A 26,511-nucleotide genomic window follows, 5' to 3' on the forward strand; every position below is an offset into this window, starting at 1 on the left:
CCCGACCCTTTCAAAGCTTTGAAGAACGGGGTCGAAAGTAGCAGTCTCGCACTGGGTCGCGCGTGTCAGGTCTCAACAAGTGAGAAACGCGAAAAGTCGAACTGTGTTCTGTGACAAGGTTTTCGGATTCGGCTATCAGACGGCTCGCAGCGGATGTCCAAGTCGGGCCGGGGTCTGGTCGTCCATGGTCGCGAAGAATTCGCCCAACACGTCCACCAGTTGATCCACCGAATCCGCGCAGAACAGAACCGGCTGGTAGTGCGTGATGTCGTAGGCGATCGTGCCCATCGCGGCGACATCGAGCGGATGTAGCCGTGCGTGTCGGAACTCGTCGATCTCGCCGTACGACGACAGCAATCCCGCTCCGTAGCAACGGATTTCGCCGTCCTCGCGAACCACGCCGAACTCGAGTGAGAACCAGAAGACATCGGCGAGAAATTTCAGCGCGCTGTCGGTCTCCAATCGGGCCACCGCGGCGCCCACCGTCTCGTACAGCGCCGCGAAACGCGGGCTCGCGATCTGGTTCGCGTGGCCGATGATCTCGTGGATCGCGTCGGGTTCGGGGGTGTACAGCGGGGCGCTGTGGTGGCGGATGTACTGGGTGGAGTGGAAGGTGCGATCGGCGAACGAACCGAAGAACTCGCGCAGGGGGACAAGACCCGCGGCCGGCACGTAGCGGAAGCCCGTCAGTGGGGTGAGCAGGCGGGACACCTCGTCGAGTTGGGGGATGTGATCGTGCGGCAGCGCCAGGTCGCGCGCCGCCTCGCGCACTTCGCGGCAGGCGTAACGCTCGTGCTTGCGGGCCAGTTCGGCCGAGGCGATCCGCCACACCTGCTGCTCGTCGTCGGAGTAGTCGATGTGCGGGACGGCGGCGCCGGGGGCGTAGTCCAGTGCCAGCGCGGCGATGGCGTTGCGGCGGGCCCGGTAGGCCTGGTCGTGCACGCCGGGATGGTCGTCGCTCAGGTGCACGGTCACGTCGCCGTCACGCTCGCGCGTCACCGGCGAATACAGCTGGGCCTCGGTGAACATGACTCAAGGCAAGCACCGCCCGAGCGCGGCGACAACAACGACGCGCACAACTGCGCAAACTGCACAGTTGCGAGGTTCGTCGGCGGCGGATTCCGGCGGTGAACTGTGTTTTCCGTGCGCCGGCTGTCCGGGCGTCGACAGGCTCGCGGCGATTGCTGTGCGACTTGCGAACGGTCGGATTCGGTAACGACGCGGTGAATTAGCCACGCGTGTGGATGTTGATCACGCAAGATTGCGTTCGTACCGGAGGAGGATGTGTGCGCACCCTGCGAATAGATCTCGATCAGCGTCTGCTGGCCGCTGCCGCCGACATCATGGGCACCGGCGACAGCAACGCCACCGTCAACGAGGCGCTACGCCGCATCGTGGTGCACGAACGTCAACTGCGGAACTTGGAACGGTTGATGGCGGATTCGGTGTTCAGCACCGACGCCCCTGCCGATTCCGCGGTCGGCTCGGAGCCTGGTTCGCCGGGCTAGATCCAGGTTCGGGTTACGTCACCAAGGGCGGTGGCCGAGGGGTAGCCCGAACTTGTCGGTACCCCCTGCGACTATCGGAGTCAGTCACCGATCCGCAGGGGGAATCCAATGTCGGTACCGATCGCGAGTTTGCCTGTCGCCCAACGCCCACGCGAGCGATTGCTCATGCTCGGCCCCCACGCGCTCAGCGACGGCGAGTTGCTCGCGCTGCTGCTGGGCCAGGGCACCCGAGGCCAATCCGCGCTGGAAGTCGCGGCCCAATTGATCGGCGACTACGGCGGATTGGCCGAACTGGCCGCCGCACGCCCCGAAGAACTGGCCGCCCGCGCGGGCATCGGCCCCGCCAAAGCCGCCACCGTCGTAGCCGCCTTCCACCTGGGCACCCGCTCCCGCACCCCCAGCGACTCGGTACCGCAACTCACCACCCCCGAAGACATCGCCGCCGCAGCCATCCCGCTGTTCGCAGGCGCCCGCGTAGAACGCCTACTAGTCCTGATCTGCGACACCCAAAACCGCCTACGCCACCGATCTTTCGTCGCCGAAGGTGCCATCGACCACGTAGCCGTACCCGTCCGAGAAATCCTCAACACCATCCTGCGCCACGACGGCAAAGCCTTCGCCATCGTCCACAACCACCCCTCCGGCGACCCCACCCCCAGCCCTGACGACCGCCGAGCCAGCAGTCTGCTGCACCAAGCCGCCAGCACAGTAGGCCTGCGCTACCTCGACCACATCGTCGTAGCAGGCGAAACCTGGTCCACCGCCCCACCTTTCACCTAGTTCTGCGACCGGATCTGCTCGGTGGCTTCCTGGAACGCCGGTGTCGCGCGGGCGAAATAGTCGAACAGGAGCTCGCGTTGCTCGGGCGTGTAGTGGTCGAGGATCTCCGCGATCTTGCTGCGCGCCGGTGCCACCAGCGCGCCGATGCCGGCGAGAGCTTCCGCGACCGGCTCGACCACGACCTTGCGGCGGTCGTCCGGGTCGTCGACTCGGCGGACGTAGCCCACCCGTTCCAGACGGTCGATCAAACGGGTCGTCGCCCCGGTGGTCAGGCCGATCCGCGCTGACAACTGTCCCGAGGTCAGGGCGCCCGCCGACGCGAGTTGGCTCAGCGCGTACCACTCGGTGGGCTGCAACCCCGCCGCCGTCGCACCGGCCATGCTGTGCAACCCCACCGCGTCGAGGTAGGCGCGAAAGGTCGACTCTTCGGTCCGCTGCACATCACTTGCCACGTTGCTCGACGCCCCTTATCCTGATAGTTGCACATATGCAGAGACTGCACACGTGCAGAGAAGTATCAACGACACCCTCGGGAGAAATTATGACGGCCACACACCGCGACGACCGGCAGGCGGTCATCGATGTGATCGCCACCCTCGTAGACGCCTGGCGGCGAAACGACGCCGACGCTTACGGAGCGGCATTCACCGAAGACGCCACCTACGTCACCTTCGTGGGCACCTACTACCGCGGCCGAACCGACATCGTCGACAGCCACCGCACCCTGTTCGCCAAATACCTGAAACACACCCAACTGGCCGACGAGATCCTCGACATCCGCTTCCTCTGCCCCGACACCGCCGTGGTCACCGGCCGCGGCGACTCCTACAAAGGCACCCGCCCCACCAAGCTCACCAAGGTCCAGACCTACACGCTGGTCCGCGAGACCACGGGGGATTGGCGAGTCGCCGCCTTCCAGAACACCAAACGCAAGCCCCTGATGGAAGCGATCTCGTTCAAAACCGCTCCCGACCTGATCCCGGCGGCGCAGAGGTGAGTGGGACCTCGCACTGATCGGGCGGTTTGTCGACCGTGATCGCCGATGTCTGGGCAAGATGGCGGGGTGGACCTGCCGTTCTTGCGTGCGAACCCGCACTTGTTGCCGACCTTTCTCGCTCATCAGCGGTTGCGGACTACGCCGGTCGCGGGTGGGTCGATCAGTGTGGCCGAGCGGATTGTGCTCGATGACGGGACGCATCTTTTTCTCAAGACCTGGCCGGGTGGGGTTTCCGCCGCGCCGACTGCCGATCCCGCGCCGGCCCCGTCCGGGCTTTTCGCGGCCGAGGCGGAGGGGCTTCGGTGGTTGCGGGAAGCGGGTGGGGTAGCGGTGCCGCAGGTGTATGCGCGGACCGACGACCTGTTGTTGATGCAGTGGGTGGATCACGCCGAGCCGACTGTCGCCGCCGCTGAACGGTTCGGTGCGGGGTTGGCCGTCACCCACCGGGCGGGCGCACCTACTTTCGGCGCATCAGCCGACGGATTCCTCGCAGGCCTGCCCCTCGACAACACCCCCGGCGACGACTGGCCCACCTGGTATCGCGAACACCGAATCCTGCCGTACCTGAAACTCGCCGTCGACGCGGGCGCCCTCGACCCCGCCGACGCCACCCGCATCGAATCAATCCACATCGAAGCCCCCGCCGAACCCCCCGCCAGAATCCACGGCGACCTCTGGCCAGGCAACATCCTCTGGGGCCCGTCCGACACCCCCTGGCTGATAGACCCCGCCGCCCACGGAGGCCACCCCGAAACTGACCTGTCCACCCTGTACCTTTTCGGCGGCACGCCCCATCTCGACCGAATCATCGCCGCCTACAACGAGATCCACCCCCTAGCCCCCGACTGGAAATCCCGAATCCCCCTCCACCAACTCCACCTATGGCTGGCCCACGCCGTCCTCTTCGGCCGCTCCTACCGAACAGCCGTCCTGGACGCCGCGGCCAACTACCACTAGCGGCTCAGCAGATAGATCGCGACGGCCGACCCCCATGCCAGCGCGGCGATCAGCGCACCGATAGCCAGATCCCGCCCGTTCCGATCGTCGGAGTCCAGTACAGCCAGCGCCTGCGCGGCCAGCGGGACGGCCACCACGATCATCAACGGCCCACCGAACATCCCCAACGCCCACGCGATCGCGGCTCGCCCGTCGGGGCGCTTCCACGCGTCGATATGACGCTGCCAGTTCCGAAGGACGAAAAGCACAAGGGCGGAGGGTAATCCCGTCACCGCCGCGACCGGCTTCGAAGTAGAAACAGCTGTTGAATCCTGCACGCGAACAAACATCCTTCTGGCACCAACCCGAGCCGCGGCGCGACCCTCTTCCTACGATGCAACTGCGTCAAGCTACCCGGCCACCCACAACCACAGCAACAGGACCGTTATCCCACAAAGTGATAGCGGATCGGCATATTCGGCACCAGTGGTAGCCGTCAGCGAACAACAAAGGCCGCCAGCACCTTTCGATGCGGACGGCCTTCGCAAGAAGAGAACTCGCTATGTCGCATCTCTGACTTGTCAGCTCATGCCGCGTAGCGCACCTGGATTCAGAAACTGCCGCCCCCACAAGAGACTCCGCTCGGCCTGCGTCAGCCGGGCTTCGTCGGCAGCCTCGTCCCACCCGGTTCTGATTTCCTCGACCATCCGATCAACGACATCGCGAGCGCGAAGCTGGTCGAGCCCATAGACATGGGCTACGGCGATCAGAGCCGCCAGGTTGCTCTCGCGCTCCCCATCCGGGCCGTAAGCAATTGCCTGATAAGCAGTTTCGCCACTACGCGGAATGGGGGAGAGATCGTACGCGGGGGTCAAGGTGAGGGTGGAACCGTCCCAGAACGCGGCGTGATTTCGGAGATGGTCGTCGGTGTTCGAGATCGCGATGTTGAAGGCGATGCGAGTGAACAGTTCGGCTCCGGCGTCGGTGCCGTGCTCGCGAAGGCTTCTCAGCAGCCAGGGATAACTGCCGTATCGAGCGGTCATCTCGCCGAGATCTGTCAGGGTGAGCGCGGAAACGACCATGGTGCGCCTGCCGTCGCCAGGACGATCGAATCGTTCGATGAGTAGGACGTTTCGGCCGAGTGAGGTGACGACCCGGGTATCGGGCACCCGTATACCGGCGCGACGGGCCAGCGTCAATGACGCGGCTTCGGCGGTGACGACAGGGAAGGGATCCGATGAGGTCGAGAATTTGGCCAGGTACTCGCGCGATTCATCGCGGACCAGTGCTTTGGGTCGCGCGCCACCCATCGTCGTGCCATCGATGATCGCTTCGGCGAGACCGGTGGGCAGGTGGTCGCCGGCCTCGACGATTTGGGCTGCCCGGTGTAGTTCATCCAGTGACGCGGTATCGGCACGCGGCACATAATTCAGCGGGCTTTGCTGGAAATCGATGGCTCCGAACCGATTCGATCCCGACCTGAGCAGATAGGTCAACTCGTCGAGGGCCGTCGCGTCGGCATCGAGCCCGTGCGCTCCGGTCAGCGCGTTCAACAGGACGCGCCGTCCCCATGCGTCCGGTGCTCCGTCTCGCAGCGCCCCTGGCATCCCGAGGTCTTCGGTCGGTCCGAAAGAACCCGATCCCAACGGAAGCGTCGGTGACAGGCTCACCGCGTCCGGCCGCGCTGCGTAGCGACGTCCGTACTGGAACCACAGACCTCCGTCGCCGCCTCTGCGCAGCCGTCCGGCAGGGATCGGGTCCGTTGACCCGGCGGGCCACATCCATACGAATGCTTCGTCAGAAGTCGAGGCCATCGTCGTCCTCCTCGGGCGCGGGGTGGCGGACCCTGGTGGGGATGAGCGCGATGCGTTCTTCGCCGCGCAATCGCATACGCGTCAGTTCCGCGGGGTCGTCGACGCCGAACAGTGGCACGCCGGCGATGGCGGCGACGTTGAGAACGTTTCCGATCGAAACCGCGCTGGAGCCGGTCTCGATCGAGCTGATCGTGCGTGGTGAGACGCCGGTCGCGGCGGCGAGGTCGGCCGCTGTCCAGTTTTTCGCCCTGCGGGCTAGCCGCACTTGCTGGCCGAGTACTCGAACCGCGTCGGCTGCGGCGGGATGTAGGCCTATGCGCTTTCTCGCCATGGGTTCTCCGATCGAGGTGCAATACTTTGAATCTATGGGTAGTTAAGCAGCAAAGTATTGCACGTATTTCATGGCAGCTCGACCCCGCCCACATCGAATCAATTCGCATCGAAGCCCCGCCATGTCTGCGACACCTGGCAACCCTGGTGAACGGCGAAGGCCGCCTGCATCTTTCGATGGAGACGGCCCTCGCGGTGTGCTATTGCTCGTCGATGACTTCCCCGTTCTGCACGGTGCCTGCGCTGGTGAGCGCCAAGGTGGCGCTGACAGGCGGGAAGGCCGCCGATGCCGCGACGGCGGCGGTCAGCTGTTCGGCTGTTTCCCAGTGCCAGATATCCTGGTACGTGCCATCTTCGAGGCGGATCAAACGAGTTTCGACCAAGCCGGGGAAGCCGGCGCGGATGCCGCCGATCAGCTGGGTGCGCTGAGCGAGTAGCTGCTCCAAATGGGCCGGGTCGACGGAGTAGTGGTGAACACGGACTGCGGACATCGTGAGTTCCCTGTCTGTTGCGCGGATTCGTCGAGGCGGGCGCGCTCGGGTGGCGCCCGCCCGGCGATCGCGCGCACCGGCCTCGACCGCGTCGGACGCGGGCTAACCTCGGGTGAGCTGGGCCAGCCGATCCCATGCCGGCGACGAGGCGCCGGGCTGTGACTGCTCGGCCAAGCGGGCGATCGCCGGATTGTGGACCGGGCGCGGCTCGGATCGGTGGTGGCAGTCGGCAAACCAGCTCCGCGTGCGGGCCGCGAGAGCGGGCAGGCGTGGATCCTCGGGTGCCCAGTCGAAGGCGGCGTCGTGCTCGAGGCAGAGCGCGCGGAACTCGGGATCGCCGAGAAATTCACGCTTTTCGGCGATCCACCGAGCCGCGTCTTCGGGTGCGGCGGTGTGCATGAGAATCCAGCCGTCACGTTCCATCCGGATATGACGTTCGCTGACGCCGATATCGCGGAGTTCGGCGAGGTAGTCCGCGACCTCAGCGGTGACGAAAAGCCGGTCACCGCCCTGCAATTGGGCGAGTTCACCGCGGGTTCGCCGCAGCTGTGCCATGCGGTTGCGCAACGCGCGGTCGATCTCGGCGATCTCGGCGGCGAGCACCTCCGGTTCGGCATCGAGCAGGCCCCCGATGCGAGCCAGCGGCACCCCCGCACCGGCCAGCGTTCTGATCTTGACCAGGGTGATGGCGTCTTGTGCGGTGTAGCGCCGGTAGCCTGAGGAGTCACGATCGGGCTCGGGGAGCAGGCCACGTTCGTGATAGTGGCGGATGGCTTTGGTGGTCACTGCGGCGTAGTCCGCGAGCTGGCCGATGGTGAGCATGGTCGCCATTTTTGCTCATGCGCGCTTGGTCAGGCGACCGCCTGCATTGTGGAAGTGGGCCCGCCCGTCGCGGATGTCGTGGTAGGAGACGAGCAGCAGCCGCAGATAGCCGTCGAAGGTCGCAAGCGGATAGTCGGCGGGTGCGAACAGGCCCGGCCGGATCGCGATATAGCGCTGGGGCGGAGCGGCGGTCATGCCACCGGCGAACGCGGTGAATATCCGCTCCTGCGATTCGTCGGTCGGTTCGTAGGTCACTCGTTCCTCGAGTTGACCGTCGACGATGCTCACGTCGACGCGCAGCTGTTCGCAGCGGTAGGTGCCCACATACGGGGTGAGGTCGACCTCGGCCGCCGATTCGGTGATCAGCGGGGGGATCGAGATGCCGAGATGTTCGCTCATCAGGCATTGCAGCAGCTGGTCCTGCAGCATGATCGCCCCCGGGGTGTTGCCGAAAGCGGCGAAGACCAGATCGTGTTCGGGCACGACACACAACAGGGACACGCCGCCGGGCGAGGCGCCGGACATCGCGAGCACCGTCGTGTCCCCGAACGGGTACAGCACCCAGCCCATCCCGATCGGCGGCACGTTCGGACTGCCCATGTCGAAGGCGACCTGCTGCATCAGCGCGGTCGACTCGGCCGACAGGACACGCGCGCCGGACGGGGACACGCCCGCGCGGAGATGGGTGCGCCCGAAGGCGAGCAAGTCGGCAACGGTGCCGATCGGGGTACCACCGGCCGGGCCCCAGGTGTCGGGCAGCGTGAACATGCCGGTGGGTGTGGCGGCATTGGTCTCGAGATCGTTGAAGTGGCCGACCGCGGTGCTGCGCAGAATGGCCTGCGCGGCCGAGGTGCTGGAGTTCCGCATGCCGACGGGCGCGTAGATGTCGCGCTCGAGCAATTCGGGGAAGGGCAGGCCCGTCACGACTTCCAGCAGGCGGCCCGCGAGAATCATCCCACCGTTGGAGTAGCTGACCTGCTCGCCGGGTTCGAACAGGACGCCGCAGCTGCTCGCGAGACCCTCGACATAGGCCGCAAGAGCATCGCGGCCTTGCGCGTCGGGGAAGAACAGGTCGGCATCGATGCCGTTGGTGTGCGAAAGCAGGTGTCGGACAAGGATTTTGTCCGCCGCTCCCGGTACGGTCACGGCGAATTCGGGCAGGTACTCGACCACTGGCGCATCGAGGTCGAGCAGTCCGCGCTCCACCTGCTGCAGGACCAGCGTGGTGGTCATGACCTTGGTGACCGAGCCGAACAGGAATCCGGTATCCGCGAGCATCGGCGCCCCGGTAGCGGTGTTGGCGGTGCCGTGCGCGACAACGATCTCAGCACCGGCGTGGTGAACGCCGGCGACGAATCCGGGAACTTCATCGGTCTCGCAGTAGCTCGCGACCTGCTCGCGGATCCGAGCTTCGAGAGTGCGCAGTGTGGTGTCGTTCATGCGCACTATCGTGAAACCTTCCCCCAGGGGCAATGTCAAACTGGGACAAAGGCTCAGACTGTCGACGGTTCGCGTCGCCGCAACGCGGGCACGACGCGAGGTGCGGATCGGGTGGCCCAGATCGCGAAGGCGATGTACAGGACCTGCTCCGGGATTCGTTGCCACAGTGGCGAAGCCGGCTCTCCCGCGAACGGGAGGTCGTTGACGGCGGCGTAGATGTTGACGGGCAGGAGCAGGAGGAACAGCGGAACCAGTGCCCAGCCCGCGATCCATCGGGTGCGGGTGAGAACCAGGCCGATCGCGGCGAGTAGTTCCAGCACTCCGCTGGCCAACACCATGAACCCGGGGAACGGCACGAACGGCGGGATCATGCCGACCATGTCGTCATAGTTGGGCATCACGGTGACGCTGCCCGGCATGAAATGCGCGGTTCCGGTCATCACCAGCATGACGGCCAGTGCGTGGGCGGCGCTGGTCGACCACGAGGCGAACCGGGTTACGCCGAGTGCACCGAGCGTGCGAAAGACGACGAGTGAGCCGAGGAAGGCGATGAGGGTGATCATGGGTTCTCCCTGAATGGATACCGGAACTATCTACTATGGATAGTAACACTATCTATCAACCGCTCATTCCCCGCGAGTGCCGACGAACGACAAAGGCCGCCCACACCTTTCGGTGCGGACGGCCTTGTACCGGGAAGGGCTAGCGGGTGAAGAGCAGCGCCCGCTTGACTTCCTGGATCGCCTTGGTGACCTCGATGCCACGGGGGCACGCGTCGGTGCAGTTGAACGTGGTGCGGCAGCGCCAGACACCCTCGACGTCGTTGAGGATGTCGAGGCGCTCGCGGGCGCCTTCGTCACGGCTGTCGAAGATGAAGCGGTGGGCGTTCACGATCGCGGCGGGGCCGAAGTAGCTGCCGTCGGTCCAGTAGACGGGGCACGACGTGGTGCAGCAGGCGCACAGGATGCACTTGGTGGTGTCGTCGAAGCGGGCCCGGTCGGCCTGGCTCTGGATCTGTTCGCGGGTGGGCTCGTTACCCGAGGTCATCAGGTAGGGCTTCACCGCGCGGAACGCGTCGAAGAACGGCTCCATGTCGACCACGAGGTCCTTCTCCACGGGCAGGCCGCGGATCGGCTCGACAGTCATGGTGAGGGTCTTGTCGCCCTTGGGCAGCAGGTCCTTCATCAGCACCTTGCACGCCAGGCGGTTCACATTGTTGATCCGCATGGCGTCGGAGCCACACACACCGTGGGCGCAGGAGCGCCGGAAGGTGAGGGTGCCGTCCAGGTAGGACTTGATGTAGATGAGCACGTTGAGGAAGCGGTCGGTCGGCAGGACCGGCACCTGGAACGAATCCCAGTACGCGCCTTCACCGTTCTCGGGGTTGAACCGGGCCACCTTGACGGTGACCATGACCGAACCCTCGGGGACCGGTGCCGGCTTCTGCTTGGCGGTATCGACTGCGGCAGTCATCAGTACTTACGCTCCATCGGCTCGTAGCGGGTCTGTACCACCGGCTTGAAGTCGAGGCGGATCTCGGAGATGAGCTCCGGGCCCTCCTTGTACGCCATGGTGTGCCGCATGAAGTTCGTGTCGTCGCGATCCGGGTAGTCCTCGCGGGCGTGGCCGCCACGCGATTCCTTGCGGTTGAGCGCGCCCACGACCGTGACCTCGGCCAGCTCGAGTAGGAAGCCCAGCTCGACGGCCTCGAGCAGGTCGCTGTTGTAGCGCTTGCCCTTGTCCTGCACCGTGATCCGGGTGTAGCGCTCCTTGAGCGTGTGGATGTCGGTGAGGACCTTCTTGAGGGTTTCCTCGGTGCGGAACACGCCCGCGTTGGCATCCATGGTGGCCTGCAGCTCGGTGCGGATGTCGGCCACCCGCTCGTTGCCGTGGTCGGACAGGATCAGCGACAGCCAATCCATCACCATCTGCGACGGGTTCTCCGGCATCTCGACGAACTCGGTGCGGTTGGCGTACTCCGCGGCCGCGATGCCGGCGCGACGGCCGAACACGTTGATGTCCAGCAGCGAGTTGGTGCCCAGACGGTTCGCGCCGTGGACCGACACGCACGCGCACTCACCGGCGGCGTACAGGCCGGGGACCACGTCGGTGTTGTTGCGCAGCACCTCGCCACGGATCTTGGTCGGGATACCGCCCATGACGTAGTGGCAGGTCGGCATGACCGGCACCAGCTCGGTCACCGGGTCCACACCGAGGTAGGTGCGCGCGAACTCGGTGATGTCGGGCAGCTTCTCCTCGAGCACGTCGGCGCCCAGGTGGGTCACGTCGATGTAGACGTAATCCTTGTTCGGACCGGCGCCACGGCCTTCGGCCACCTCGAGCACCATCGAGCGGGCGACGATGTCACGCGGCGCGAGGTCCTTGATGGTGGGGGCGTAACGCTCCATGAAGCGCTCACCGGACGCGTTGCGCAGGATGCCACCTTCACCACGCACAGCCTCGGAGATGAGGATGCCCAGGCCCGCGAGGCCTGTCGGGTGGAACTGGTGGAACTCCATGTCCTCCAGGGGAAGACCCTTGCGGAACACGATCGCCATGCCGTCGCCGGTCAGCGTGTGCGCGTTGGAGGTGGTCTTGTACATGCGACCCGAACCACCGGTGGCGAACACGATCGACTTCGCGTGGAAGACGTGGATCTCGCCGGTGGACAGCTCGTAGGCGACCACACCGGTGGCGACGGGGCCACGATCGGTGTCGGTCATCACCAGGTCGAGCACGTAGAACTCGTTGTAGAACTCGACGTCGTGCTTGACGCAGTTCTGGTACAGCGTCTGCAGGATCATGTGACCGGTGCGGTCGGCGGCGTAACACGCGCGACGCACGGGCGCCTTGCCGTGGTCACGGGTGTGGCCACCGAAACGACGCTGGTCGATCTTGCCCTCGGGCGTGCGGTTGAACGGCAGGCCCATCTTCTCGAGGTCCATGACCGCGTCGATGGCCTCTTTGGCCATGATCTCCGCGGCGTCCTGGTCGACGAGGTAGTCGCCACCCTTGACGGTGTCGAAGGTGTGCCATTCCCAGTTGTCTTCTTCGACGTTGGCCAGCGCGGCGCACATGCCACCCTGAGCCGCGCCGGTGTGGCTGCGCGTGGGGTAGAGCTTGGTCAGGACCGCGGTACGAGCCCGGGGACCAGCCTCGATCGCCGCGCGCATACCCGCGCCACCGGCGCCGACAATGACGACGTCGTAGCGGTGTTCCTGAATCGGACGGGATTCACTCATGCGAGGGGGCCTGTTCCTAACCCGTGTAGTTGGGGGCGACGTAGGTGGGGTCGATGTTGGGGTCGAAGGTGAAGATGACGTACGTGCCGACCACCACGACCAGGATCATCGACAGCACGAGGATGACCTTGAGCCAGAAGCGGGTCGAATCCTTGCGCGAGTAGTCGTCGATGATCACGCGCAGACCGTTGCCGCCGTGCAGCTGCGCCAGCCACAGCATCGACAGGTCCCACAGCTGCCAGAACGGGCTGGACCAGCGGCCGGCCACGAACGCGAAGTTCAGGCGGTTCACGCCACCGTCGATCATCAACATGATGAACATGTGGCCCAGGGTGAGCACGATCAGGAACAGGCCGGAGATGCGCATGAACAGCCATGCGTACTTCTCGAAGTTGCTGTTGGACCGGCCCCGCGGGGAGCGGGGCAGGTCCAGGCTGGCGGGGCGGTCGTAAGACTTGCCGATCACAGGTGCAGACATATCAGTGCTCCGTCAGCAGGTAGAAGAACTGGCGACCGACGCCCGCGGCGGAAACCACGACCCAGATGGCGAGCACAGCCCACAGCATCTGCTTCTGGAATCGCGGACCCTGGGACCAGAAGTCGACCAGGATGACCCGCACGCCGTTGAGGGCGTGGAACAGGACGGCGACGACCAGGCCCATCTCCATCAGGGCGACGACGGGGTTCTTGTAGAGCTCGATCGCTTGGTCGTAGGTATCGGGATTGACCCGGACCAGCGCCGTGTCGAGCACATGCGCGAAGAGGAAGAAGAACAGCGTGACACCGGTGATCCGGTGCAGTGCCCAGGACCACATGCCGGGGTCGCCGCGGTACAGCGTCTTCCGCTTCGGCTGAGCCGGAGCTTCTATCGTGGTCATAGAGTGCGGTGCCTCCAACGTCGTTGATGGACCCGGTCACAGATCCGACGCGGCATGCGTGGAGGGGCAAATGCCCAGGTGACAGCGCTGTATTGCAAAGCGCTGGCCCGCCGCCGGGAACCTGAACCGATCTTCGGTGAACTCTAATCCCCTCTGTTTCGCGGAACTAATTCGGCGTGCCGTGCGTTGGCTGCGAAAGTGGCGAGTTAGGTTTACCTTTCTCGATGCCGGATACTGGTGTTCCGGCTCGTATTTCCCCGCATCGTCGGGGTTCGGCTGGAGGTTCCCGATGCCCGAAATCGACTGGAAAACGTTGCGCGACATGGCAATTGGCGCAATGGGCTCCGCGTATGTCCCGTACTCGCGATTTCCGGTCGGCGCTGCGGCTCTCAGCGCCGATGGTCGAATGGTGAGCGGATGCAATGTGGAAAATGTCTCATATGGGCTGACCCTGTGCGCCGAATGTGTACTCGTCGGTAACTTGTTCACATCGGGCGGGGGACGGCTCGTGGCGGTCTCGGTGACCGATTCCCGCGGCGAGATTTTGATGCCGTGCGGACGCTGCCGACAGCTGCTGTTCGAACACGGCGGGGGCGCGCTGCTGGTGGACCACCCCGAGGGGCCGAAGTTGTTGTCCGAGCTGCTGCCCTACGCCTTCGGACCCGGTGATCTCGCGGCCGGTCAACAGTAGGTACCGGCTCGTCAGCCGTAGCCGATGTCGGTGGGTCGTGCCAAACTGGCCCGATGACGGCACTGGATGCGGTTTCGATCATTACTACCAAGCGCGATGGCGGAGAGCTGTCGGACGCGCAGATCGACTGGGTGGTGGATGCGTTCACCCAGGGGGTCGTGGCCGACGAGCAGATGTCGGCCTTGGCGATGGCGATCGTCTGGCGGGGGATGACCCGGCGCGAGACCGCGCGGTGGACCGCGGCGATGATCGGGTCGGGGACCCGGATGGACTTCACCGATCTACCTCGTCCCACGGTCGACAAACACTCCACCGGCGGTGTCGGAGACAAGATCACGCTGCCGTTGGCGCCTCTGGTGGCGGCCTGCGGAGCTGCTGTTCCGCAGTTGTCCGGGCGCGGGCTGGGGCATACCGGCGGGACCTTGGACAAGCTCGAATCGATTCGCGGCTGGCAGGCCGACGTGACCGTGCCGCGGATGCGCGAAATCCTGGCCGATCCCGCGATCGGTGCGGTGATCTGCGCGGCCGGTGCCGATCTGGCGCCTGCTGACAAGCGGTTGTACGCGCTGCGCGACGTGACGGGCACGGTCGAGTCGATTCCGTTGATCGCCAGTTCCATCATGAGCAAGAAGATCGCCGAGGGGACAGCGGCGCTGGTCCTGGACGTGAAGGTGGGGTCGGGGGCTTTCCTGAAGACTTTGGACGGTGCTCGGGAACTGGCCACCGCGATGGTCGAACTCGGGCGTGACGCGGGCGTGAACACGGTCGCGCTGCTCACCGCGATGGACACGCCTTTGGGGCGGACCGCGGGCAATGCGATGGAAGTGGCCGAGTCGGTCGAGGTGCTCGCCGGTGGCGGGCCTGCGGATGTGGTCGAGCTGACGTTGATGTTGGCCAGGGAGATGGTGGCGCAGGCCGGGTTGCATATCGATCCGGCCGAGGTGCTTGCCGACGGGCGCGCGATGGATCACTGGCGCACGATGATCCAGGCGCAGGGTGGGGATCCCGATGCCCCCTTGCCCGTTGCGCGGCATACCGAGACGGTGTTGGCCGAATCGACCGGGGTGCTGACCCGGCTCGACGCGATGGGGGTCGGTGTCGCCGCATGGCGGTTGGGGGCGGGGCGTGCGCGTCAGGGGGAGAAGGTGCAGGCGGGGGCCGGGATCGAAATGCATGCCAAGCCTGGGGATTCGGTGGTGATGGGTCAGCCGTTGCTGACGTTGCACACGGATACGCCGGAGGCGTTCGCTGGAGCGTTGGCTGCTTTGACCGACGCGATCACGATCGAGTCCGGGTCCGAGTGGAAGCCCGGCGAGCTGATTTTGGGCCGCATCGACTGACCCGCAATCGCGTGAGTGGCCCGCAATAGTCGTGTGCGGGTCGGATAATCAACGAGACGGTTGCCACGTGCGTACTTCGCTGCCAGGATCGGCGCGGCCCGCTACCGTCTAAACATGACTGGACCGGCGCCCCTAGACCTTGCTTCGATCCGACGCGCACCGAAGGCTTTGCTGCATGATCACCTCGATGGTGGTTTGCGGCCCGCTACGGTGCTAGAGCTTGCCGCTGACTGCGGCTATGACGAGTTACCCGCTTCCGATGCCGAGAGCTTGGGGGCGTGGTTTCGTGACGCCGCCGACAGTGGGTCGTTGGAGCGGTATCTGGAGACGTTCGCGCACACGGTGGCGGTGATGCAGACGCCGGAGGGGTTGCGGCGGGTTGCTCGGGAGTGCGCGATCGACCTCGCCGCAGACGGGGTCGTGTACGCGGAGGTGCGGTTCGCGCCCGAGCAGCATTTGGAGAAGGGCCTCACGCTCGATGAAGTCGTCGAGCACACCCTCGCCGGTTTCCGGGAGGGCGAGGCGATCGCGGCCGAGCAGGGCAATGTCATCCGGGTGACGTGCCTGCTCACCGCGATGCGGCACGCGGCCAGGTCGCGCGAGATCGCGGAGCTGACCGTGCGGTTCCGGGACGAGGGTGTCGGCGGCTTCGACATCGCCGGCGCGGAAGCGGGTTTCCCTCCCACCCGGCACCTGGACGCGTTCGAGTATCTGCGAGCCAACCACGCGCACTTCACCATTCACGCGGGCGAGGCGTTCGGGCTGCCGTCGATCCACGAGGCGCTGGCGTTCTGCGGCTGCGACCGCCTGGGTCACGGGGTGCGGATCACCGACGACATCAGCGTGCCCGGCGAGATCGAGGACGCGCAGCTCGGGTTGGTCGCGAAGTACGTGCGCGATATGCGGGTGCCGTTGGAGCTGTGCCCGTCGTCGAACGTGCAGACCGGCGCGGTGCCGTCGCTGGACAAGCATCCGTTCGATCTGCTTGCGCGCCTTCGCTTCCGGGTCACGGTCAACACCGACAACCGGCTGATGAGCGACACCTCGATGAGCGAGGAGATGCTGAAACTGGTCGACACGTTCGGCTACGGCTGGAGCGACCTGGAACGGTTCACCATCAACGCCATGAAGTCGGCGTTCATCCCGTTCCCCGACCGCCTGAAGATCATCGACGAAGTGATCAAGCCGGGCTACGCGGTCCTGCTGGGCTGAGACGAAGCAGGGGTGGCACCACATCGGTGCCACCCCTGCTTCGCGAGAACACTTACTCGCTGGTCAACCGTGCTTCGAACACCCGCTGCAGCTCACGGAACTGCTGAGCCTCGGTCGTGTACGGCGGGTTGGGCGCCATCCGGTTCGGGTCCGGGTTGAGCAGGTACGACACGTACCAACCCAGCGGATTCGACTGTGCCAGTGCGGTTTCCACGCTGTCGTCATCGGCGTAGTCGGCGGCGTCGGTGAACAGTTCCACCGCCAGATCGAGCTGTTCGATGTCGACCGCCTCGGGCCCTTCGGCCAGATCCTCGACCAGACCGGTGAGCACGTAGACGTTCTCGTCGGTCACCTCGACCTCGAGCGAACCGTCCACCGCGGCGGTCTGCACCTCGGCGAAGGTCGACACCCGCGCCAGCTCGTGCTCGTGATCGTCGGCCAGGTAGCGGGCCAGCGCGCGTTCGGAACCGAACACGGTGATGGTGGTGCCGTTGCCGAGGAAGATCGGCTCGTCGTCGAGGTAGCAGCGCAGGGTGAAGTGCTCGCCGTCGGAGGTGACGATCTTGACGGGGTCGATGCCGACCTCGTCCCAGAACGTCTCGTCCTCGTCGGGGGCGTCGAGATCGACGGTCTCGAACTCCTCTTCCTCCTCGGCGACGTCGTCGGCGTCGACCACGTTCTCCTCCGCGGCCAACAGCTCGGCCTCGGCGACCGCGACCGCGGCCGCGTCCACCTCGGGCGTGCTGACCACGCCGTCGATCGCGTCGAGCACGTCGTCCCAGCCCTTGACGATCGCGGCGCCGACCTGATCCCACAGCTCTTCGCCGTCGCGCCCGACGAACGTGCCTGCCCCACTGGCCAGCACGCCCAGGACCGGGTTGTTGCCGAAGAACTTGGTCACCACGTCGAGCTCGCACACCTCGGCGATATTGCGCACCATCGCCAGGGTGTCCTCGAGCTCGCCGACCACGTCGCCCTCGGGATCGCCCGCGGCAAGCTCGGGCACGGAGACCAGATCGAAGCTGAAATTCTCCTCCGGCTCCAGCTCAGCGGCCGAAAGACCGGCGATGACCGCCCATGACGGGTGCTCGACGAGGTCGTTGTCGGAGTTGGTGCGGATGAACGCAGCCAACTCCGCGACGGACTCGAATCCGTAGAGGTCGTCCTCGTGACCGAGGAACGCCTCCCACTCATCGTCACCGTCTCGCCAGCGCGGTGCCCACAGGGTGACGAGATCGCCATCGGTCAGACCGAGCGCGATCGGGACGATGTCTCCAGAAGCCATGACGCGAAGCCTATCTAGCTTCAGCGCGCGGCACTATCCGGCCCGGGTGCTAAGTGCCCGCCGGGCTGTGCACCGGGTCCGGTCAGTGACTCGTTGAGGGTGGCGATGATGTCGGAACGGGCCGCACCGGCGGTCTCGGTGGCCTGTTTGCAGGCCGCCAGAATCAGTGCCGCGGCCTCGGTGGGCGCCATGGTGGTGATGGCCTCGTCCAGCTGCAACGCCACCAGCGCGCCGTCGCTGTTGACCTCGGCGGTGACCAGTCCGTCTTCGGTGGTGAACCGCCCGTTGACCTGCTTCAACCCGTACAGCGCCGCCTCGAGCGCTTCGAGTTTTCCGGTGACGCCCGCGACCAGGGCATCCATTTCCGCGCTCACAGTGGCCTCATCCAGCTCGTCTGACCGGTGTCGGCGTCGTCGATGCGGTCGAGTTCGTCGACCGCCTGACGCCGGGTGGGCAGGTTCATCTTGTCCAGCAGTTCGTCGGGGATCTGCGCCTGCTCGCTGTAGACCTCGCGCAGTCGCGCGGCCGCGGCGATGGTCGAGCGCCTGGTCAGACGCAGGATCTCGTCGGCGAGCGCCTGCGCACCGTACTGGTACTCGCTGCGTTCGAATTTGATCGCGATCGGCAGACCCATGCTGGTCGCGCGCACCTTGATCGTGCCGGAGCGGTTACTGCTGACCGCTGACTCCACATTGGGCACCTCGGGCACCGGTGTGCCGCTCATTCGGTAGGCCTGTAGAAGCCGTAGAACTCCATGCCACTGTTCTCCGTTCGGATGGAACTGATCGACACCGGATCGCCGGCCTCGACGAGCTGCCCGTTGCCCACCACCATGGCGACATGGCCGTCCCACACGGCCAGATCGCCCGGCATCAGGTCACCGGGGGAAACTTGGGGGTTGCCCACGTGCTGTTCCTGCGCCAGGCGCGGCAGTTCGACACCGGCCTCGCCGTAGGCGTACTTGGTCAAGCCACTGCAGTCGATGCCCGACTGCGGGTCGTTGCCACCCCACACGTATGGGGTGCCGACCGCGCCGATGGCCGAGCGGACCGCGGTGGCGGCCTTCTCGTTGGGCGCTTCGACCGTGCTGCCGTCGGGCAGGGTGATCTTCACGCCGGTGCCCGAGCCGGTCGAGGAACCGGCCGACGAGCCGGACCCCGCGGTCTTGCCCGAGCCGGCGGCCGCGGACTTGGAGCCGCTACTGGAACTGCCGCCCATCGCCGTGGACAACGACGACCCGACACTGCCCAGCAGTGAAGTGCCGGTGCTCGCGACGGAGGACAACATGCCCGAATTCGACACCGACGACAGCAGTGAACTCGCGCCCGTCGACACGCCCGCCAGCGACGTGCTCGACGGTGCGGGGGTGAGTTCCTTGATCGCGGCGGTCTGGGTGCCCAGTTCCTCCTGCACCCGACCCACCACGCCCATGCCCTGGCCGATGTGGTCGATGGCCGACGCGATCACCGTGGTCAGACCCACGGGGGTGCCGACGGCGGTGCCCATCGCGGACACCTGCGACACGAACGAGTTGACGATCCCGTCGAGTTCCTTCTGCCCGGTCTCCACGTAGGCCGCGGCCTGGTCGACCACGGTCGCCATCCCGACACCGTTGTCGGACAGGGTCGCCGAGGAGGTCTGCACGCGCAGGGCCTTGGCGGTGACCGCGTCGACCGCTTGGCCGTCCCACGCGGTGTTCACGTTGTTGATGCTGCTGCGACCCTGCTGGTAGATCTGGTCGAGGTTGGTCGACGTCGACCGCAGCCCGTCGGACGGGCCGCCCACGCCCTGCACGCCGGTGCCGAAGCTGGACAGCAGGTCCAGCAGTGGCTGCACGAGTCCGCTGAGGTCGATCATGCGATCTCGCCCGCGGCGGCCTGCAACGGCGCCGCGTTGTTCAAGTCGGTCTCCACCAGCGTGGTCGCGGCGCTCGCGGTAGCCACGCCCATGCTGCCCATGACCGCGGACAGCTGCGCGATCGAGGCCACGTGACCGGCGTGCGCGGCGGAGTAGGCGGCGGTGAAATCGCCGCCGATCAGGCCCATGACGGGGCCGAGCAGGGTGGGTGCGGAGGCGACCGAACCAGCCGCCGCCGTTGCCAGTTCCGAGGCCATCGCCCCGGCGGTCGCGCTGTAGGCGACGATGCCCTCGGCATCGGCGGACATTTTTCGCATCGAACTTCCCCCATTCGTGTCAGTTCCCGGGCAGAGTACGTCACTCACTATCTTGGACGCACCGACTCCGCATTCGGTTCCCTCGTCCGCGAAATTTTTTCCCCAGCGGTCGTAGGCGCGAAGCGCTTGGCGACCCTATCGTCTTTTCATGCGCACCGACACTGTCGACCATCCACTCGCCGCGACTCTGCTCAGCACCATGCGGGACGCGCGCACCGACAACGCCACCTTCCGCAATGCTCTAGCCGATCTCACCGGCATCCTCATGTACGAGGCGCTACGCGACGCGCCCGTGGTGCTGACCCCGATCGACACGCCGGTCGCGGTCACCGACGGCGTCCGCCTGGCTTCGCCGCCCCTGCTGGTACCCGTGCTGCGCGCAGGCCTCGGCATGGTCTACGCCGCCGCCGAACTCGTCCCCGAAGCGCGCGTGGGCTTCGTCGGCATCGCCCGCGACGAAACCACCCACGAACCGGTGCCCTACCTCGAATCCCTACCCGCCGACCTCACCGGCCTGCCCGTGTTCGTCCTGGATCCCATGCTGGCCACCGGCGGCTCCATGCGCCACACCATCGAACTGCTGGTAGCCCGCGGCGCCACCGACATCACCGCCGTCTGCGTGGTCTCCGCCCCCGAAGGCGTCGCCGCCCTGGCAGCCTCGGGCCTACCGGTCCGCCTGATCACCGCCGCCATCGACGAAAAACTCAACGAGAACGCCTACATCGTCCCCGGCCTGGGCGACGCGGGCGACCGCCAGTTCGGCCCCCGCTGAATCAGTCCGAGCGCGAGAACCGTTGCACCGCAATAGGTCAGCGCGCCACTGTGTCGAGGGATCGGCAGTAGTCGGCCAATGCGGCAAGTCGGTCTTCGGCGGCGATGCGTGCTTGTGGCAGGGCCGCATCGTCGGTGACCGGGGCGAAAACCTCCAGGTAGCACTTGAGTTTTGGTTCGGTGCCTGAGGGGCGCACGACTATGCGGAAGTCGGTGGCGTCGAAGATCAGGGCGTCGGTGCGCAGGGGGCCGCGTATCAGTGACTGGTCGGTGAAAGTCACGGGGGTGCCTGCGATTTCGGTGGGCGGGGCGGCGCGCAGGGTCGCCACCAGTGCGCTCGCGGCTGCCTGGTCGGGCAGGCGTAGGGAGACCTGGGCGCCTGCGTGGAGGCCGAATTCGACGGCGTAGGAGTCGAGTTCGTCCTGCAGGGTCTTGCCCTGTGCCTTCAGTAGTGAGACCAGGTCGGCCGCGGCGACGGCGGCGGAGATGCCGTCTTTGTCGCGGACCTTAGTGGGGTCCACGCAGTGGCCGATGGCTTCCTCGTAGGCGTACACCAGGCCCTCGCCGGCCCTGGCCAGCCATTTGAAGCCGGTGAGGGTCTCGGCGTAGCGGGCCGTGCGCGCGGCCGCCAGCTTCGACAGCAGGCGGGACGACACGATGGTCGTGGCGACCAGCGGGTCGGTGGGGGAGGTGCGTAGGACGTAATCGGCCAGCAGCACGCCGGTTTCGTCACCGCGCAGCATGTGCCAACCCTCTGGACCCTGCACGCCGAGAGCACAGCGGTCGGCATCGGGATCCAGCGCGATCGCCACATCGGCATCGATACGGGCGGCCAGCGCGAGCAGCAGATCGGCCGCGCCGGGCTCCTCCGGATTGGGAAAGCTCACCGTCGGGAAGTCGGGATCGGGGGCGAACTGTTCGTCGACCACGTGCACATCGGTGAACCCCGCCGCGGCCAACGCACGCACCGCGATCTCACCACCGACACCGTGCATCGCGGTCAACGCGATCCGCACCGGCGCCCGCTCACCGGCCCCACCCAGCAGGCCCGGCAACTCCGCGACGCGCGCGACGTACCGATCGACCAGGTCGCCACCGGAGGTCGAAACAGCCTCCCGCGCAACAGGTTCGACGACCGCTTCGATGCACTTCTCGATCTCGCTGTCGGCAGGCGAGATCAACTGCGACCCACCGTCGAGATACACCTTGTACCCGTTGTCGGCAGGCGGATTGTGCGAGGCGGTGATCTGCACCCCCGCCACCGCACCCAATTCCCGCACCGCGAACGCCACCACCGGGGTCGGCACCGGATCGGGCAGCACCGTCACCGCGAACCCGGCCGCGGTGAAGATCTCCGCCGTGGCCGTAGCGAATTCCGCCGACCCGTGGCGCGCATCGCGCCCGACCACCACGGCCCCACCGCCCAGACACCGCTGCCGCAACCAGTCGGCCAACCCGGCCGTGGCCCGCGACACCGTGGTCACGTTCATACCGTCCGGGCCCTCGCGCAACGGTCCACGCAGGCCCGCGGTCCCGAAGCGCAACATCTACACGCGCTCCAGAATCCCGCGCAGCAGCTTGCCCAGTCGCGGCGCCGCGGCCTGTCCTTCGGCCAGCACTTCTGCGTGCGAGAGATGTTCGCCGGTCACGCCCGCGGCCATGTTGGTCACCAGCGAGATACCCAGCACCTTCGCGCCCAGCGAACGCGCCTCGATCGCCTCGAGCACCGTCGACATGCCCACCAGATCGGCGCCCATCGTGGCCAACATGCGAATCTCGGCAGGCGTTTCGTACTGCGGCCCGGTGAGCCCGGCGTACACGCCCTCGGACAAACTCGGGTCGATTTCCCTTGTCAGGGCACGCAATTCGGGATCCCAGGCATCCACCAGGTCGACGAACCGCGCACCTTGCAGCGGGGTACGTGCGGTGAGGTTGAGATGGTCGGAGATCAGCACCGGCTCACCCACCTGCATCCCGGGCCGAATCCCGCCCGCGGCATTGGTGAGCAGCACGATCTCCGCGCCCGCCGCGATCGCCGCGGTCACCGGGTGCACCACCTGCTGCGGTGTGTACCCCTCGTACAGATGCTGACGACCCATCAGCATCAGCACCTCGTTGTCGCCCACGGTCAGCGAATGGATCATGCCGCCGTGTCCTTGCGCACTGGGTTTACCGAAGCCCGGTAATTCCGTCATGGGGATCGAGGCGTGCGGCGCCCCGATCTCGGCGGCAGCCTCCTGCCACCCCGATCCCAGCACCACGGCCACGCGATGACGTGGCACTCCCGTACGTTCGGCAATCGCCGCAGCGGCCTGTTCGGCAGTCATGTGGAGAGTGTATTGCGGTCCGCCGACAAGTGTCGCGCGGCGCTGGCTACCCGCGAGTAACGCCGACGTCGGGTCGCGGTTTATTCTGCCTGTATGCCGTATTTGGAGCGCTCTGGTGATGTTTTCGTCCTGTACCTCGGCAACGAGGGCGAGGTCGACAACGAGAACCGTTTCTCGCCGGACTGGATCGAGTCCTTCCACGCCGCACTCGACGAGGTCGAGGCGTCCGAAGGTGCCGCCGCGCTGGTCACCGTCGCGACCGGCAAGTACTACAGCAATGGTCTGGACACCGATTACGTGTTCGGCAACCTGGACAAGATCCACGGCTACCTCGACCGCGTGCACACCCTCTACACCCGCCTGCTGACCTTCCCGATGCCCACGATCGCCGCGATCAACGGCCACGCGTTCGGCGCGGGTGCCATGCTGGCCACCTCGCACGACTTCCGCGTGATGCGCGGCGACCGCGGCTTCTGGTCGCTGCCCGAGGTGCACCTGGGTATGCCCTTCACCATCGGCATGAACGGGCTGCTGAAGGGCCGACTGAGCAACCAGGTCTGCGTGCAGGCCATGACCACCGGCCACCGTTTCGCCGCCGACGAGGCCATCGCCGCGGGCATCGCCGACGCCAAGGCCGACGCCGACCAGGTGCTGCCCACCGCGATCGCCCGCGCCGCCGCGCTGACCAGCCTGCGCAAGCCGATCACCCCGATCATCAAGACCGCGCTGCACGCCGAGGCCCTCGCGGCGCTTGCCACCCCGGTCACCCCGGAGAACCTGCCTTTCGGCAGCTGACGTCACTCGCCGGTGCGCCGGTGTCACACACTGATGCAAGACTGGTGTCATGGCACCCTCGCGCACCGGCGAACTCACAGCCACCGCCTCCGACGCCGCGATCCTGGCCGCCTCGGACGAGCTGATCGGGCTGTCGCACGCGATCCACGCCGAACCCGAGCTGGCCTTCGCTGAAACGCGCAGTGTCGCCAAGGTCCTCGCACCGCTGGTCGAACGCGGATTCGCGGTCACCACCGGTGTCGCGGGGCTGTCGACCGCCTTTCGCGCGGTCTACGGCAGCGGCCCGCTCACGGTGGGGATCTGCGCCGAATACGACGCGCTGCCCGAGATCGGCCACGCCTGCGGGCACAACATCATCGCCGCGTCCGCCGTCGGTGCCGCCATCGGACTCGCCGCCGTGGCCGACGCGCTCGGCCTGACCGTGGTCGTGCTCGGCACACCCGCCGAGGAGAGCGGCGGCGGCAAAGTGCTCATGCTGGAAGCGGGCGCCTTCGACGACATCGCGATGGCGATGATGGTGCACCCTGGCCCCTTCGACATCGTCGGCGCGCGCTCGCTGGCACTGGCCGACCTGGCGGTGGTGTTCCACGGTCGCGAATCGCACGCCAGCGCCGCGCCGGAACTGGGCCGCAACGCCGGCGACGCGGTGACCGTCACCCAGGTTGCTGTGGGCTTGCTACGGCAGCATTTGCGACCCGGTCAGCAGCTGCACGGTATAGTGTCCGACGGTGGCGTAGCCCCCAACATCGTGCCCGGACGTGCGGAGTTGCTGTACTACCTGCGCGCGGCCGATTCCGGCTCCCTCGACGACCTGATGCGCCGAGCGAAAGCCTGTTTCGAAGCGGGTGCCCTGGCAACCGGCTGCACCCACGACATACGGACGCTCGCGCCCACCTATACCGAGCTCACCCCCGACCCGATTCTCTCCGCTGCCTACCGCGCGCAGATCACCGGATTGGGACGGGTGCCGATCGCGCCCGAGCTCGAGGTGCTGCGGCCCCTGGGCAGCACCGACATGGGCAACGTCACCAACGTCATCCCCGGTATCCACCCGGTGATCGGCATCGACGCCGGTGGCGCCGCGACCCATCAGCCCGCGTTCGCCGCCGCCGCGGTGAACGCCTCGGCGGACCGGGCCGTGCTCGACGGGGCGCTGGCGATGGCACGTACCGCTGTCGCCATAGCAGGCGATGAAGTACACAGGGACAGGTTGTTGCAACAGCTGATCCAACGACAGGAGGACATTCGGTGAGTATTTCCGGCCATCCGGACACCGCACGCGCAGGCTCCGACGCGCTATCGATGGGTGTAGGTGCCCCGTCGATGACGCGCGAGACCGCGGCGTGTCCGACCGTGCCGGTCACCGAACAGACTCTGATGTCGGGAACCGAGATCGTCGACGCGTGGTTGGCCGAACACACCGGTGACCTGGTGCAATGGCGCAGGCACATCCACGCCAATCCCGAACTGTCGCGCGCGGAGTTCGCCACCACGGAGTTCGTCTCGGGCTGGCTGACCAAGGCCGGGTTGAGCTGGGAAGTACTGCCCGGCGGCACCGGCCTGATCTGCGATTTCGGGCCCACCGACCGTGGACGCATCGCCTTGCGCGCCGACATGGACGCGCTGCCGATGCAGGAATTCACCGGCCTGACCTTCGCCTCCACGGTGCCGGGCGTGTCGCACGCCTGCGGGCACGACGCGCACACCACCGTGCTGCTGGGCGCCGGGCTCGCGCTCGCCGAAGCGCAGGACAAGCTGCCGGTGGGGGTGCGGTTGGTGTTCCAGCCCGCCGAGGAAGTGATGCCCGGCGGTGCGCTGGACGTGGTCGCCGCCGGTGGGATGGTCGGGGTGGACCGGATCTTCGCGCTGCACTGCGATCCGCGACTGGAAGTCGGCAAGGTCGGTTCGCGCACCGGCGCGATCACGTCGGCTGCTGACACGGTCGAGTTGGTGTTGGATTCGCCCGGCGGGCATACCTCGCGGCCGCATCTGACCAGCGATCTTGTGTACGCGATCGGGACGGTCATCACGGGTCTGCCCGGATTGTTGAGCCGTCGGGTCGATCCGCGGACCAGCACGGTCATGGTCTGGGGTGCGGTGAGCGCGGGCAAGGCGCCCAACGCGATTCCGCAGACAGGGATGCTCACGGGCACCGTGCGCACCGGGGATCACGCGACGTGGTTGCTGTTGGAACCGCTGGTGCGCGAGATCGTCGACGGGTTACTGGCGCCCACGGGCGTGCGGTATCAGCTCAACTACAAGCGTGGCGTGCCGCCGGTGGTCAACGATCCGACGTCGGCGTTGATGTTCGAGAACGCGGTGTTGGCGATGGGCGAGGACGCGTTGGCCGACACCGCGCAGTCCGGTGGTGGGGAGGACTTCTCCTGGTACCTGGAGGAAGTGCCCGGCGCGATGGCTCGGCTCGGGGTGTGGTCGGGGGTGGGGGAGCAGTTGGATCTGCATCAGCCGACGTTCGATATCGATGAGCGGGCGTTGGCGGTGGGGGTTCGGACTTTGACCAACATCGTTTTGCAGGCGTAGGGGTTCGTGGCACCGGGGGGTTGGCAAAGCCTCAGGGTTTTGGTGGTCCCGGATTGTTTGAGGCTGTGTTTTTGGAGCGCTGGCGCGCTCGAGCGCGGCCCCTGAGGGGCCGCGAGTTAGCCACCGTTGCTGGAGGC

General features: G+C 66.4%; 31 protein-coding genes. 11 read left to right on the forward strand and 20 right to left on the reverse strand.

Features of this window, described 5'->3' with window-relative positions:
• Positions 1–135 precede the first annotated feature (135 nt).
• Complete coding sequence (locus tag ACFWU5_RS21430) at positions 136–1,029, reverse strand: phenylalanine 4-monooxygenase (RefSeq protein WP_379268391.1); 894 nt, start codon at positions 1,027–1,029, stop codon at positions 136–138.
• A gap of 257 nt (positions 1,030–1,286) precedes the next feature.
• Between ACFWU5_RS21430 and ACFWU5_RS21435 the strand changes: the two genes are divergently transcribed.
• The gene (locus ACFWU5_RS21435) at positions 1,287–1,508 is read left to right on the forward strand and encodes a type II toxin-antitoxin system VapB family antitoxin (protein WP_379268392.1); all 222 of its coding nucleotides are present in this window, start codon (positions 1,287–1,289) and stop codon (positions 1,506–1,508) included.
• A gap of 108 nt (positions 1,509–1,616) precedes the next feature.
• Positions 1,617–2,288 (forward strand): RadC family protein, encoded by a 672-nt coding sequence (locus tag ACFWU5_RS21440; RefSeq protein ID WP_379247146.1) that lies wholly within the window; start codon positions 1,617–1,619, stop codon positions 2,286–2,288.
• Here the strand turns inward: ACFWU5_RS21440 and ACFWU5_RS21445 are convergent.
• A complete protein-coding gene (locus tag ACFWU5_RS21445) occupies positions 2,285–2,740 on the reverse strand; it encodes a MarR family winged helix-turn-helix transcriptional regulator (RefSeq protein WP_379268394.1) in 456 nt (151 codons plus the stop codon). The two genes, ACFWU5_RS21440 and ACFWU5_RS21445, sit on opposite strands and share 4 nt — an antisense overlap.
• A gap of 89 nt (positions 2,741–2,829) precedes the next feature.
• Here ACFWU5_RS21445 and ACFWU5_RS21450 point away from each other — a divergent pair, with 89 nt between their 5' ends.
• Complete coding sequence (locus tag ACFWU5_RS21450) at positions 2,830–3,285, forward strand: SgcJ/EcaC family oxidoreductase (RefSeq protein ID WP_379268395.1); 456 nt, start codon at positions 2,830–2,832, stop codon at positions 3,283–3,285.
• A 45-nt stretch (positions 3,286–3,330) separates the two neighbouring features.
• Positions 3,331–4,242 carry a fructosamine kinase family protein gene (locus tag ACFWU5_RS21455; protein ID WP_379268396.1) on the forward strand — a complete coding sequence of 304 codons (912 nt, stop codon included), beginning with the start codon at positions 3,331–3,333 and terminating at the stop codon, positions 4,240–4,242.
• Here the strand turns inward: ACFWU5_RS21455 and ACFWU5_RS21460 are convergent.
• The 11 genes from ACFWU5_RS21460 to sdhC form a co-directional block, all read right to left on the reverse strand.
• Entirely contained in the window at positions 4,239–4,490 is a 252-nt protein-coding gene (locus tag ACFWU5_RS21460; RefSeq protein WP_379247154.1) for a hypothetical protein, read from the reverse strand. The two genes, ACFWU5_RS21455 and ACFWU5_RS21460, sit on opposite strands and share 4 nt — an antisense overlap.
• Before the next feature lie 312 nt (positions 4,491–4,802).
• Positions 4,803–6,035 (reverse strand): type II toxin-antitoxin system HipA family toxin, encoded by a 1,233-nt coding sequence (locus ACFWU5_RS21465; protein WP_379268397.1) that lies wholly within the window; start codon positions 6,033–6,035, stop codon positions 4,803–4,805.
• Positions 6,019–6,366, reverse strand: a complete 348-nt coding sequence (locus ACFWU5_RS21470; RefSeq protein ID WP_379247158.1) for a helix-turn-helix transcriptional regulator — start codon at positions 6,364–6,366, stop codon at positions 6,019–6,021. Before ACFWU5_RS21470 ends, ACFWU5_RS21465 begins: the two co-directional genes overlap by 17 nt.
• A gap of 199 nt (positions 6,367–6,565) precedes the next feature.
• A complete protein-coding gene (locus ACFWU5_RS21475) occupies positions 6,566–6,856 on the reverse strand; it encodes a hypothetical protein (protein WP_379247160.1) in 291 nt (96 codons plus the stop codon).
• Between the two features lie 102 nt (positions 6,857–6,958).
• Positions 6,959–7,687 (reverse strand): MerR family transcriptional regulator, encoded by a 729-nt coding sequence (locus tag ACFWU5_RS21480; protein ID WP_379247162.1) that lies wholly within the window; start codon positions 7,685–7,687, stop codon positions 6,959–6,961.
• Between the two features lie 6 nt (positions 7,688–7,693).
• Positions 7,694–9,118: a serine hydrolase domain-containing protein gene (locus ACFWU5_RS21485; RefSeq protein WP_379268399.1), complete on the reverse strand. Its 1,425-nt coding sequence runs from the start codon at positions 9,116–9,118 to the stop codon at positions 7,694–7,696.
• A 53-nt stretch (positions 9,119–9,171) separates the two neighbouring features.
• A complete protein-coding gene (locus tag ACFWU5_RS21490) occupies positions 9,172–9,681 on the reverse strand; it encodes a hypothetical protein (protein ID WP_379268401.1) in 510 nt (169 codons plus the stop codon).
• A gap of 139 nt (positions 9,682–9,820) precedes the next feature.
• Positions 9,821–10,591, reverse strand: coding sequence for a succinate dehydrogenase iron-sulfur subunit (locus ACFWU5_RS21495; protein WP_056818106.1), 771 nt, complete (start codon positions 10,589–10,591; stop codon positions 9,821–9,823).
• Entirely contained in the window at positions 10,591–12,360 is a 1,770-nt protein-coding gene (sdhA, locus tag ACFWU5_RS21500; RefSeq protein ID WP_379247168.1) for a succinate dehydrogenase flavoprotein subunit, read from the reverse strand. Before sdhA ends, ACFWU5_RS21495 begins: the two co-directional genes overlap by 1 nt.
• A gap of 16 nt (positions 12,361–12,376) precedes the next feature.
• Entirely contained in the window at positions 12,377–12,838 is a 462-nt protein-coding gene (locus ACFWU5_RS21505) for a succinate dehydrogenase hydrophobic membrane anchor subunit (RefSeq protein ID WP_379268403.1), read from the reverse strand.
• Position 12,839: 1 nt separating this feature from the next.
• Entirely contained in the window at positions 12,840–13,238 is a 399-nt protein-coding gene (sdhC, locus tag ACFWU5_RS21510; RefSeq protein ID WP_379247172.1) for a succinate dehydrogenase, cytochrome b556 subunit, read from the reverse strand.
• A 289-nt stretch (positions 13,239–13,527) separates the two neighbouring features.
• On the opposite strand from sdhC, the gene ACFWU5_RS21515 reads away from it, so the two are divergent.
• The 3 genes from ACFWU5_RS21515 (at position 13,528) to ACFWU5_RS21525 (ending at position 16,481) form a co-directional block, all read left to right on the forward strand.
• Positions 13,528–13,929 carry a cytidine deaminase gene (locus tag ACFWU5_RS21515; protein ID WP_379268405.1) on the forward strand — a complete coding sequence of 134 codons (402 nt, stop codon included), beginning with the start codon at positions 13,528–13,530 and terminating at the stop codon, positions 13,927–13,929.
• A gap of 53 nt (positions 13,930–13,982) precedes the next feature.
• Positions 13,983–15,269: a thymidine phosphorylase gene (locus tag ACFWU5_RS21520; protein WP_379247176.1), complete on the forward strand. Its 1,287-nt coding sequence runs from the start codon at positions 13,983–13,985 to the stop codon at positions 15,267–15,269.
• A gap of 114 nt (positions 15,270–15,383) precedes the next feature.
• Positions 15,384–16,481 (forward strand): adenosine deaminase, encoded by a 1,098-nt coding sequence (locus ACFWU5_RS21525; RefSeq protein ID WP_379247178.1) that lies wholly within the window; start codon positions 15,384–15,386, stop codon positions 16,479–16,481.
• Between the two features lie 52 nt (positions 16,482–16,533).
• Here ACFWU5_RS21525 and ACFWU5_RS21530 read toward each other — a convergent pair whose 3' ends face one another.
• The 5 genes from ACFWU5_RS21530 to ACFWU5_RS21550 are packed head-to-tail and all read right to left on the reverse strand — an operon-like array spanning position 16,534 to position 19,940.
• Entirely contained in the window at positions 16,534–17,766 is a 1,233-nt protein-coding gene (locus ACFWU5_RS21530) for a primosomal protein (protein ID WP_379247180.1), read from the reverse strand.
• A gap of 20 nt (positions 17,767–17,786) precedes the next feature.
• Positions 17,787–18,140, reverse strand: a complete 354-nt coding sequence (locus tag ACFWU5_RS21535) for a YbaB/EbfC family nucleoid-associated protein (RefSeq protein ID WP_379268407.1) — start codon at positions 18,138–18,140, stop codon at positions 17,787–17,789.
• Positions 18,137–18,490, reverse strand: coding sequence for a hypothetical protein (locus ACFWU5_RS21540; RefSeq protein ID WP_379247184.1), 354 nt, complete (start codon positions 18,488–18,490; stop codon positions 18,137–18,139). The genes ACFWU5_RS21535 and ACFWU5_RS21540 overlap by 4 nt, the downstream gene beginning before the upstream one ends.
• Entirely contained in the window at positions 18,487–19,623 is a 1,137-nt protein-coding gene (locus ACFWU5_RS21545; protein WP_379268409.1) for an NlpC/P60 family protein, read from the reverse strand. Before ACFWU5_RS21545 ends, ACFWU5_RS21540 begins: the two co-directional genes overlap by 4 nt.
• Positions 19,620–19,940, reverse strand: a complete 321-nt coding sequence (locus ACFWU5_RS21550) for a hypothetical protein (protein WP_379247188.1) — start codon at positions 19,938–19,940, stop codon at positions 19,620–19,622. The genes ACFWU5_RS21545 and ACFWU5_RS21550 overlap by 4 nt, the downstream gene beginning before the upstream one ends.
• A gap of 148 nt (positions 19,941–20,088) precedes the next feature.
• On the opposite strand from ACFWU5_RS21550, the gene upp reads away from it, so the two are divergent.
• Positions 20,089–20,712 carry a uracil phosphoribosyltransferase gene (upp, locus tag ACFWU5_RS21555; RefSeq protein ID WP_379247190.1) on the forward strand — a complete coding sequence of 208 codons (624 nt, stop codon included), beginning with the start codon at positions 20,089–20,091 and terminating at the stop codon, positions 20,710–20,712.
• A 37-nt stretch (positions 20,713–20,749) separates the two neighbouring features.
• Here upp and ACFWU5_RS21560 read toward each other — a convergent pair whose 3' ends face one another.
• A complete protein-coding gene (locus tag ACFWU5_RS21560) occupies positions 20,750–22,258 on the reverse strand; it encodes a phospho-sugar mutase (protein WP_379268410.1) in 1,509 nt (502 codons plus the stop codon).
• Complete coding sequence (locus tag ACFWU5_RS21565; protein WP_379268412.1) at positions 22,259–23,038, reverse strand: purine-nucleoside phosphorylase; 780 nt, start codon at positions 23,036–23,038, stop codon at positions 22,259–22,261.
• Between the two features lie 93 nt (positions 23,039–23,131).
• Between ACFWU5_RS21565 and ACFWU5_RS21570 the strand changes: the two genes are divergently transcribed.
• From ACFWU5_RS21570 to ACFWU5_RS21580, 3 genes are all read left to right on the forward strand, one after another.
• Positions 23,132–23,833 (forward strand): enoyl-CoA hydratase/isomerase family protein, encoded by a 702-nt coding sequence (locus ACFWU5_RS21570; RefSeq protein WP_379268414.1) that lies wholly within the window; start codon positions 23,132–23,134, stop codon positions 23,831–23,833.
• Between the two features lie 49 nt (positions 23,834–23,882).
• The gene (locus ACFWU5_RS21575) at positions 23,883–25,085 is read left to right on the forward strand and encodes a M20 family metallopeptidase (RefSeq protein ID WP_379247197.1); all 1,203 of its coding nucleotides are present in this window, start codon (positions 23,883–23,885) and stop codon (positions 25,083–25,085) included.
• Positions 25,086–25,210: 125 nt separating this feature from the next.
• Entirely contained in the window at positions 25,211–26,374 is a 1,164-nt protein-coding gene (locus ACFWU5_RS21580; RefSeq protein WP_379247207.1) for a M20 family metallopeptidase, read from the forward strand.
• The last annotated feature ends 137 nt before the right edge of the window (positions 26,375–26,511 follow it).

The organism is Nocardia sp. NPDC058640 (assembly GCF_042716995.1).
In the GTDB taxonomy this organism is placed as follows: domain Bacteria; phylum Actinomycetota; class Actinomycetes; order Mycobacteriales; family Mycobacteriaceae; genus Nocardia.

Bases quoted from the DNA above. Each gene is read 5' to 3' on its own strand.
- ACFWU5_RS21430 (WP_379268391.1), bottom strand. From the start codon at position 1,029: ATGTTCACCGAGGCCCAGCTGTATTCGCCGGTGACGCGCGAGCGTGAC.
- ACFWU5_RS21440 (WP_379247146.1), top strand. From the start codon at position 1,617: ATGTCGGTACCGATCGCGAGTTTGCCTGTCGCCCAACGCCCACGCGAG.
- ACFWU5_RS21450 (WP_379268395.1), top strand. From the start codon at position 2,830: ATGACGGCCACACACCGCGACGACCGGCAGGCGGTCATCGATGTGATC.
- ACFWU5_RS21455 (WP_379268396.1), top strand. From the start codon at position 3,331: ATGTCTGGGCAAGATGGCGGGGTGGACCTGCCGTTCTTGCGTGCGAAC.
- ACFWU5_RS21465 (WP_379268397.1), bottom strand. From the start codon at position 6,035: ATGGCCTCGACTTCTGACGAAGCATTCGTATGGATGTGGCCCGCCGGG.
- ACFWU5_RS21470 (WP_379247158.1), bottom strand. From the start codon at position 6,366: ATGGCGAGAAAGCGCATAGGCCTACATCCCGCCGCAGCCGACGCGGTT.
- ACFWU5_RS21475 (WP_379247160.1), bottom strand. From the start codon at position 6,856: ATGTCCGCAGTCCGTGTTCACCACTACTCCGTCGACCCGGCCCATTTG.
- ACFWU5_RS21480 (WP_379247162.1), bottom strand. From the start codon at position 7,687: ATGGCGACCATGCTCACCATCGGCCAGCTCGCGGACTACGCCGCAGTG.
- ACFWU5_RS21485 (WP_379268399.1), bottom strand. From the start codon at position 9,118: ATGAACGACACCACACTGCGCACTCTCGAAGCTCGGATCCGCGAGCAG.
- ACFWU5_RS21490 (WP_379268401.1), bottom strand. From the start codon at position 9,681: ATGATCACCCTCATCGCCTTCCTCGGCTCACTCGTCGTCTTTCGCACG.
- ACFWU5_RS21495 (WP_056818106.1), bottom strand. From the start codon at position 10,591: ATGACTGCCGCAGTCGATACCGCCAAGCAGAAGCCGGCACCGGTCCCC.
- sdhA (WP_379247168.1), bottom strand. From the start codon at position 12,360: ATGAGTGAATCCCGTCCGATTCAGGAACACCGCTACGACGTCGTCATT.
- ACFWU5_RS21505 (WP_379268403.1), bottom strand. From the start codon at position 12,838: ATGTCTGCACCTGTGATCGGCAAGTCTTACGACCGCCCCGCCAGCCTG.
- sdhC (WP_379247172.1), bottom strand. From the start codon at position 13,238: ATGACCACGATAGAAGCTCCGGCTCAGCCGAAGCGGAAGACGCTGTAC.
- ACFWU5_RS21515 (WP_379268405.1), top strand. From the start codon at position 13,528: ATGCCCGAAATCGACTGGAAAACGTTGCGCGACATGGCAATTGGCGCA.
- ACFWU5_RS21520 (WP_379247176.1), top strand. From the start codon at position 13,983: ATGACGGCACTGGATGCGGTTTCGATCATTACTACCAAGCGCGATGGC.
- ACFWU5_RS21525 (WP_379247178.1), top strand. From the start codon at position 15,384: ATGACTGGACCGGCGCCCCTAGACCTTGCTTCGATCCGACGCGCACCG.
- ACFWU5_RS21530 (WP_379247180.1), bottom strand. From the start codon at position 17,766: ATGGCTTCTGGAGACATCGTCCCGATCGCGCTCGGTCTGACCGATGGC.
- ACFWU5_RS21540 (WP_379247184.1), bottom strand. From the start codon at position 18,490: ATGAGCGGCACACCGGTGCCCGAGGTGCCCAATGTGGAGTCAGCGGTC.
- ACFWU5_RS21545 (WP_379268409.1), bottom strand. From the start codon at position 19,623: ATGATCGACCTCAGCGGACTCGTGCAGCCACTGCTGGACCTGCTGTCC.
- ACFWU5_RS21550 (WP_379247188.1), bottom strand. From the start codon at position 19,940: ATGCGAAAAATGTCCGCCGATGCCGAGGGCATCGTCGCCTACAGCGCG.
- upp (WP_379247190.1), top strand. From the start codon at position 20,089: ATGCGCACCGACACTGTCGACCATCCACTCGCCGCGACTCTGCTCAGC.
- ACFWU5_RS21560 (WP_379268410.1), bottom strand. From the start codon at position 22,258: ATGTTGCGCTTCGGGACCGCGGGCCTGCGTGGACCGTTGCGCGAGGGC.
- ACFWU5_RS21565 (WP_379268412.1), bottom strand. From the start codon at position 23,038: ATGACTGCCGAACAGGCCGCTGCGGCGATTGCCGAACGTACGGGAGTG.
- ACFWU5_RS21570 (WP_379268414.1), top strand. From the start codon at position 23,132: ATGCCGTATTTGGAGCGCTCTGGTGATGTTTTCGTCCTGTACCTCGGC.
- ACFWU5_RS21575 (WP_379247197.1), top strand. From the start codon at position 23,883: ATGGCACCCTCGCGCACCGGCGAACTCACAGCCACCGCCTCCGACGCC.
- ACFWU5_RS21580 (WP_379247207.1), top strand. From the start codon at position 25,211: ATGTCGGGAACCGAGATCGTCGACGCGTGGTTGGCCGAACACACCGGT.